The organism is Sphingomonas sp. Ag1 (assembly GCF_000980895.1).
In the GTDB taxonomy this organism is placed as follows: domain Bacteria; phylum Pseudomonadota; class Alphaproteobacteria; order Sphingomonadales; family Sphingomonadaceae; genus Sphingomonas; species Sphingomonas panaciterrae.
This window is the reverse complement of record NZ_LAZX01000087.1, coordinates 121049-128815: the sequence shown is the minus strand read 5'-3', so window position 1 is coordinate 128815 and position 7767 is coordinate 121049. Positions and strand designations below refer to the sequence as shown.

Genomic DNA, 7767 nt, shown 5'->3' with positions numbered 1-7767 from the left:
GCGGCGGCGGCGGCGGTGGTCGCGGCGGCGCCAGCAGCGGCGGCGGCTTCGGCCAGTCCCGCGGCGGCTTCGCCGACGACCTGGACGACGACGTTCCTTTCTAAACCGCGTGGCGCAGCCGAACTGCGCCCACGCCCTATTCGACTTCTCTGATCCCGGGGCCGCAGTCTGTCACTGCGGCCCCGTTTTTTGTGCCCATTCTACCTACCGCGACCAGCCGGCCCAAAGAATGAGGATCGCCCGCGAGGTCCATGGTGCGCGCCACCACCGTCGCCGCACCCCGCCTAGTTCAGCGCATTGCCGATGCCGATGATCGAGAAGGCGGCGTTGGACACGGTGTTCAGGAACTTCTGGAAATCCACCAGCGGCGCGTTGGAGACATACAAAACGTCGCGGTTGCGAATCTGGAAATCCTGCGCCGCGAACAGGGCGGTGCCGTTGCTCATGTCGAGGCGATAGATCACCGGGATGCGACCATCCGCCGTCCGGCGCGCGGTCGCCGCGACCTCGGGGGCGAGCGCAGCGGGATCCTCGAGGCGGAAGATGAACACGCCGTGCACGCTCGCGCGATCGTCGCGCAGCCCGCCGATCCGTCCCAGCGCCTGCGCCAGCGACAGGCCGCCACCCTCGAACGGCACTTCCGCATTCTGCGCCACCGCGCCCAGGGCAATGAAGCTGAACGGCTGGAACAGCGCGGTCACGACGTCGCCCGGCGCCAGCGTCACATTCTGCGCCGGCTCGGCGATGATCGTTTCCAGCGGCATGATCGCGGTCCGCCCACCCCGCGCGAGCTGCACCGTCATCTTGCCCACCGGCTGGCGCGTGCCGCCCGCCGCCGCGAGGGCATCGAGCAGCCGTTCCCCGCGCCCGGTCAGCGGCATCCGTCGGCTCGCCGCGACCTCGCCCAGAATCGTCACCGCGCGGCTGTCGTTCTGCACCACGCGCACCACCGCCTGCGGCGCGTGCGCCCGCCCGGCGAGCCCCGCGATGATCAGCCGCTCCACCTGCTGCGGCGTACGCCCGCGCACCGCCAGCTGGCCGACGAACGGGACCGAGATGGTGCCCTCCTCGCTGACCATCTGCTGCGGGATCGCCGCGCTCTGCGCCACCATCGGGTTGGCGGCGAGCCGCGGATCGACGCTGGTCGCGCCAAAGAGCACCGCCGGCGGCGCCTCCCATACGGCGACGTCCAGAATATCGCCGCTGCCGATCACCGTCGCGGTCGGCGGGGTCGATCCGAATACCTGCGCGAACCGCTGCGACTGTGTCGCCGCCCTCACGCGCTGGATCACATTGCTGTCGAGATCCATCACTTGGATATCGGCCGTGGCATAGCCTTCCTTATAGGCCCGCTTCACCGCGCCGGTGGACGGCCCCGACCCGCCGAACGCCGTGCACCCGGACAGCATCGCCAGCGTGATCGTGCCCGCGATCCATCGCCGCAGCCGGCGCGCGCCAGTGGGGTGCGCGGGCGTCAAATAGCCTAGCGTGTGCCGGGTCATCACAGGAACCTCTGATACAAGGCGGCAAGATGGTCGCGATAGATGGCGGGGCTGAAGCGGGCCGCCTGCTCCAGGCCGCGCCGCGACAGCTCGGCGCGCAGGTCGTCATCCGCATCCAGCGTGCGGATCGCCTGGCTGATCGCCGCCGTGTCATAGGGATCGATCATCAGCGCGGCATCGCCCGCCACTTCGGGCAGCGACGAGGTGTCGGAGCACAGCACCGGCGTCCCCAGCGACATCGCCTCCAGCACTGGCAGGCCGAACCCCTCGTACAGCGAGGGGAACAGGGCCGCCTTGGCGCCGCGGATCAGGCTCACCAGCAGGCTGAAGGGTGCATATTGCAGCTGGATCACCCGCTTGCGATGCAGGATCGAGCGGTCGGCGATCTGGAACCATTCCAGGCTCGCATTGTCGAGCAGGCGAAGCTCCTGCTCCGATTTCCACGCCTGCGCGCCCACCATCACCAGCGGCGTATCGACCTTGCTCGCCAGATAGGCCTCAAGCATCCGGCCGATGTTCTTCTTCGGCTCGATCGAGCCCCAGAACAGGAAATATTCCTTGAACCCGGTGCCGGTCGCCCCCTCCACCTCGCGCGCCACCTGCTCGTCGGATTTGTCCCGATACTTGGCCGGGATGTCGACCGACTGATAGGTGTTGGTGATCCGCTCCGGCGCGATCCCCGCCACCTCGATCAGGTCGCGGCGCGAACATTCCGACACGGTGACGAAGTGATCCGCCGTGCGATCAAGCTTCTTGAGGAGACTGAAATAGCGCCGTTTGTGGTCAAGCGTCGCATAGGGCAGCCGCAGCGGCACCAGATCGTGCAGCGTGTAGATGTTGGTCGTCTTCTTGACGCGCAGCGGAATGGGATAGGTCCAGTGCACCAGGTCCGGCCGCACCGGCAGCCGCACGTTGGACACCTCCCCCCACAGCTTGAACGCGCTCTGCGAGCGCTTGAACACGTCGGTCGCATTGTAGAGCGTGTCATAATGCGGCATCCGCGCGCTATATTGCCGCGCGATGACCTTGCCGGTGATCGGCACCTCCGCCGCGACATGGCCAAGCGGGCCGAGCAGCGCGCGGTGGAACTGCTCGATGATCTCCAGCGACCGGTTGCGCTCCCCCACATTGCTGTCGAAGAACGCGATCTCGCGCATCAGTGGCTGGCGCGATGGCGCGGCGCGATTGCCGTAGAGCACCGACGTGCGATAGCCCAGATGCCCGATCTCATAGCTGAGGTTGCGCGCGTAAGTGGCGACACCGGTGCCCTTTTCCAGCCCCAGATTATAGCCGTCGATCAGGATGTTCTTCATTGGGCAACTACCATGATGGATGGGGCGGGCCGCTCATTGTTCGGGCCACTCATTGTTCGGGCGCTCATTGTTCGGCCATTCATTGTTCGGTTTGCGGCGCGACGAGGTGCTGCAACGCCGCCTGCGTCAGCGGCCAATCGGCAAAGCCGCCAAGGGTGATGAGCAGCGGCAGCGGCGCCTGTCCCGCGACGATGCCGTCGATCAATTGCTGACGAGTGTCATCGGACGCCTCGGACAGCGCGATGACGCACACGGTCCGCGCCCAGTCGGCGGCGTCGCTACCCGCCGCCGACCCCTCGGTGCCGCCACCGTGCGCCAGGTCGCGCGGGATCGTCCCATGCTCGCGGGCATGGCGCAGCCACGGCTCGTGCACGTCGCGCACGCGCTCATGGCTCAGCATGTCGAACAGCAGGTCGTCGAAGGTGGCGTGGCGACGCAGCAGCGCGACCACTTCGGTCTCCGGCGCCTCCTCATCCCACAACAGGCGCGCAAGCACCGCGATATCGGGTCCGCCCGGCACCTGGTTCTTCACCGGCCCCTTTACATAAGGGTGGACCGGCCATGCGGCGGGTTCGATCCCCTGCCGCGACAGCACGAAGGCGAGATGCTCGATCACGTCATGGACCGGCTCGCCGAACGCGCAGGCGGTGCGATAAGAGGCTTCCGCACGCTGGAAGTCACCATCCTCCTTGGCGACATGCGCATGCTGCACCCAATAGGACCGCTGATAGGGATGCAGCGCCAGCGCGGCGGCATAGCGCTCCTCCGCCTCGCCCCAGCGGCGTTCGTCGCGCAGCCAGTCGCCCTCGCGCACCAGCATCGTGAACCGCTCATCCTGCAACGCGCGATGCTGCGCCACTTCGATCAGCGCGCCGCGATCGGCGGTGGTCGAATGGTCGATCACGGGCGCGGCGATCAGGCCGATCCGCTCGCGGAACTCGCCGTAGGCCGTTTCGAAATCGTCATAGAGCGCCAGCTTGCCCTGATGCAGCAGCGCGAAACGATTGCAGTGATCGCGGACATAGCCGGCATCGTGTGAGATCAGCACCATCGCCCGGTCGCCGCGCTTGCCAAACAGCTCGTAATTGCAGCGATCATGGAACCGCGCGTCGCCGACCGCGCCGATCTCGTCGATCAGAAAGCAGTCGAACTCGATGATCATGGAAATGGCGAACGCCAGCCGCGCGCGCATGCCTGAGGAATAGGTCCGCACCGGCTCGCGCAGATAGGGCCCAAGCTCGGAGAAATCCTCGACGAACGCCAGGTTGCGCGCGAAATCCTGGTCGTACACGCGGCTGATGAAGCGCACATTGTCGACCCCGGTCAGGTTCTGCTGGAACGCCCCGCCAAAGGCGAGTGGCCAGGATACCGACATGGTGCGCTCGATCCGCCCCGCCGTCTGCCGCTCGGCGCCGCTGATCAGGCGCACCATGGTCGACTTGCCGGCGCCGTTGCGTCCCAGGATGCCCAGCCGCTCGCCCATGCGCAGCTCCAGGTCGATGCCGTCGAGCACGACATTGTCGCCGAACCGCGTGCGATACACCTTCCGGACGCCGCTCAGCCGGATCATTCGGGCACCACCCGCGCCGCGACCCAGCGCGTCGCGACCAGCGCGACAAAGGTCAGCACCAGGCAGAACGGCAGGACGTAACCCAGGTCATAATGGGCGTTCACCCGCGACCCGAAATAGCCTTCGCGCACGATCTCGGTGCCGTGCACCATCGGGATCAGCAGCACATATTTCTGCGCCACCTCCGGCAGCGCGTCGACCAGGAACGCGGCGCCCGACAGCGGGAAGATCAGGTAGGACGCCGGGTGCCACAATTTTTCGACCAGCTCGCTCTCATGCGACAGCGCGCCCAGCGTGATCGCCAGCGCCGCGCCGAACCAGGCGATGATGAGCCAGCCGGCCGCCACTTCCAGCACATTCTCGGGCGGCTTCAGCCAGCCGAGCGCGATGAAGAACACGCTCAGCGTCGCGAACGAAATGGTCGCGCCGCCGAATTCCAGCAGGATCCGCGCGACATAGATGTCCAGCACGCGGATGTTGCGATGGTACATCAGCGACAGGTTGCTCCACAGCGCGCCGATGCACCGCCCCGGCATGTTGCGCCACAACAGCACGCTGGAATAGCCGGTCAGCGCGAAGGCGACGATCGGCAGGTCGCTGCCATGGACCGACTTGCTGGCCGTCCACAGCGCGGTCACGCCGGCGGTGAACATCATCGGCTCGACGAACAGCCACAGGAAACCGATGTTGTGCCGGCCATAACGGGTCAGCATCTCGCGCACCAGCAAGGCGCCCAGGATGCGGACCTGGACGCGCATGCTTTCGCGCAACGGGGGCGTGGCGGCCCGATCCATCAGTCGCGATGCTCGCGCACGCCGACCAGCAGCACCGACAGGATGCCCCAGGTGAGCAGACCAAGCAGCAGGGTCGCGACAATCCCCCGCAGCCGCTTGGGCTCGACCGCATAATCCGGCAGGCTGGGCTCGGCGATCCGCTCGACATAGGCGCGCTTGCGCCGCGCCTCGGCGCGCGCATCCTGCAGCCCGATCAGCGCCGCGGCGAGCTGCTTGCCCGCCAGCTCAGAATCCAGCAGCAGCACCTGATAGCGCGCAGCGGTCGACGACAGCGAGCCGGAACCGCCGGCGATGCTGGCGGTCTGGGCCGCGATCTCGCGCTGCAACGAGGCCACCTGCGTGCGCAGATACGGGATCTGCGTCGCCTGCGGGGTGTATGTCTCCATCTGCTTCAGCTGGGTCTGCGCGGCGATCAGCTCGTCCTGCAGCTTGGACACCATCTGCAGCCGCGCGGCGGCCTGCTTCTCGGGATCGATGATGCGGGACCGGTTGCGGTAATCGGCCAGCGCGATCGCCGCGTTGCGCGCACGCTGCTGCGCCTCGTCGACCTCGCGGTTCGCCAGCGCCAGCGCGTCGCCGCGCGCCCGGTCGGACAGGCGGTTGACCAGCGCTTCGGATCGCTCGAGCAGCCGTTCATTGATCGCCTGCGCATCGGGCGCGGCAAAGGCGCGGACGGTCAGGTGGACGACCTGCGTGGTCGGCTCATCCTCCACCGTCACCTTGTCGAGGTAATAGCGATACAGCCGCTCGCGGTTCGGCTCCCGCAGCCCGCCGAACCGGTCCAGCACGAAGATCTTGGCATCGCTCCATGCGCGGCTCAGCAGGTTGGCGCGATTGGCGTCCGCGACGGCGCTGCGCGACTCGAGATACTCGATGACCGCATTGCTCTCCTCGCTCGCCCCGGTCAGCCCGCCGCTGCTCAGCACCTGCCCGAGCGACGTGACCGCCGCCTTGCTCGGGCTGCGCACGACGAAGCGCGATTCGGAAACATAGACGTCGCTGGCGAACAGCCCGAAGTAGAGGAACGCCCCAAGCGTCGGGATAACGACCGCGATCAGGAAAATCGGACCAAGGCGTCTCAGCCGTACCAGCAGGTTATTGGTCAATCTCGAACCCCCCGGTCGTTGTTGGCTAGGATCCGGATCGGCAGCCATGCATGGGTCGTTCGCCCCTCCTGGGCTGACCGATCATCGGGCAAGCAGCCACCTCCTTCCGCTCAAGCCACATCCTCGCACTCCCCGATCGGCGCGGCCGGGTGCGCGGCCTCCGCGTCATCCCCGCGCTCCAGCGTCGGCAGCCATTCATCGACGCGGTCGAAATGATCGCCCCATGTCGTCGGGCGGAACCGCCGAACCTGCATGATCTGGCGCCGATACCGCGGGCAATCGTCACCAAAACGGGCGATCACGGCCGCCCATGCCTCCACGTCATGCGGGTCGAGCAAACAGGGGATCCCCTTCCCCACCTCGTGGAAACACGGCAGGTCGCTGGCGATCACCGGCAGCCGCAGCCCCAGCGCCTCCGCCATCGGCAGTCCGTATCCTTCCGCCAGCGTCGGCATCAGCATGGCGCAGGCCCCCGCCATCAACCCTGCCAGTTCCTCGTCGGTGCAATGGTCGATCCGGACGACATGCTCGGCCAGGTCCGGATCGCGCGCCAGCATGTCGCGCACCTGTTCGGCGCCCCGCCCCCATTGCCCGACGATGACGAGCCGCGGCGCCGCCCGCCCCAGCCGCTGGCGGAGCCGCCGCCACACTTCGAGCAGCAGGACATGGTTCTTGCGCCCCTCGATCGTCCCCACGCACAGGAAATACCGCTCGGCATCCCCGTGCAGGCCGCGGCGCGTCTCGAACGTCGCTCCCGCCAGCGGTGCGACAAGCAGCGGTGGCGCCTTCAGCCGGCACTCACGCGCAAAGCGCAGCAAGTCCTCCGCCACCGCCTGGCTGCTCACGACGATACCAGCGCCATGCCGCAACGCATTGGCCACGCGGCCCAGATGCCGCCGGACCGCATGGGGGCGGCAAAGCTGCTTGTGGGTGATCGGGATCAGGTCATGGATCAGATACACCGGCCGCAATCCGTGCCGTCCGATCCAGCGCGTGTGCGAGGGCAGGTCGAAATCGGTGTGACCGACGTTGACATAGGTCGCGCCGCGCGGCGGCGCGCTCCCCGCCGCCAAGGCCCGCGGCGCAAACGCCGCGATGCGCGCCTGGAAGCCGCGGCGCCGATCGCGCAGCAGATCGAATAGGGCATCGGTATGCCGCCGATCCAGCACCCGGATGAAGCCGCGGTGCTGGATCACGGCCGATGCGCGCCCGGCATAATGGTGGAGGTAGGCGTAGCAGACCCGGTCGATGCCGGTGGGCAACCGGCCGGTCCAGCAGCACGCAATCAACCGCGTCACATCCAGCAGCAGGGCCCGCCCCGCATCCGGCGGCGGCCGCGCTGCCGCCAGGGCGTGGCGCATGGCCGCGACAAGATGATCACCGGACGCCGCATCGCGCCGTTCCCAAGCCGCCGGACAATCGTCGTACACAGAAAGAAGTTGGTCAGGCTTCACGACCGTCCCCTCCCTGTGCTGAATGCCA

Annotated in this window: 6 protein-coding genes; all 6 read right to left on the bottom strand. The window is 67.5% G+C overall.

The genetic code is table 11. The features are described 5' to 3' along the window. Nucleotides 1-284 precede the first annotated feature (284 nt). The 6 genes from XM50_RS07435 to XM50_RS07410 all read right to left on the bottom strand — a co-directional run bounded on the left by XM50_RS07435 (nt 285) and on the right by XM50_RS07410 (nt 7739). Nucleotides 285-1502, bottom strand: coding sequence for a polysaccharide biosynthesis/export family protein (locus XM50_RS07435; protein WP_082102845.1), 1218 nt, complete (start codon nt 1500-1502; stop codon nt 285-287). After that, nucleotides 1502-2815 (bottom strand): glycosyltransferase family 4 protein, encoded by a 1314-nt coding sequence (locus XM50_RS07430; RefSeq protein WP_197075456.1) that lies wholly within the window; start codon nt 2813-2815, stop codon nt 1502-1504. The genes XM50_RS07435 and XM50_RS07430 overlap by 1 nt, the downstream gene beginning before the upstream one ends. Nucleotides 2816-2894: 79 nt before the next feature. After that, nucleotides 2895-4385 (bottom strand): ATP-binding cassette domain-containing protein, encoded by a 1491-nt coding sequence (locus tag XM50_RS21030; RefSeq protein ID WP_046408656.1) that lies wholly within the window; start codon nt 4383-4385, stop codon nt 2895-2897. Next, entirely contained in the window at nt 4382-5179 is a 798-nt protein-coding gene (locus XM50_RS07420; RefSeq protein WP_046408654.1) for an ABC transporter permease, read from the bottom strand. The genes XM50_RS21030 and XM50_RS07420 overlap by 4 nt, the downstream gene beginning before the upstream one ends. Then, complete coding sequence (locus XM50_RS07415; RefSeq protein ID WP_052742489.1) at nt 5179-6285, bottom strand: hypothetical protein; 1107 nt, start codon at nt 6283-6285, stop codon at nt 5179-5181. Before XM50_RS07415 ends, XM50_RS07420 begins: the two co-directional genes overlap by 1 nt. A 110-nt stretch (nt 6286-6395) precedes the next feature. Then, nucleotides 6396-7739 carry a glycosyltransferase family 4 protein gene (locus tag XM50_RS07410; RefSeq protein WP_197075454.1) on the bottom strand — a complete coding sequence of 448 codons (1344 nt, stop codon included), beginning with the start codon at nt 7737-7739 and terminating at the stop codon, nt 6396-6398. Between the last annotated feature and the right edge of the window lie 28 nt (nt 7740-7767).

Bases quoted from the DNA above. Each gene is read 5' to 3' on its own strand.
- XM50_RS21030 (WP_046408656.1), bottom strand. From the start codon at position 4,385: ATGATCCGGCTGAGCGGCGTCCGGAAGGTGTATCGCACGCGGTTCGGC.
- XM50_RS07420 (WP_046408654.1), bottom strand. From the start codon at position 5,179: ATGGATCGGGCCGCCACGCCCCCGTTGCGCGAAAGCATGCGCGTCCAG.
- XM50_RS07435 (WP_082102845.1), bottom strand. From the start codon at position 1,502: ATGACCCGGCACACGCTAGGCTATTTGACGCCCGCGCACCCCACTGGC.
- XM50_RS07430 (WP_197075456.1), bottom strand. From the start codon at position 2,815: ATGAAGAACATCCTGATCGACGGCTATAATCTGGGGCTGGAAAAGGGC.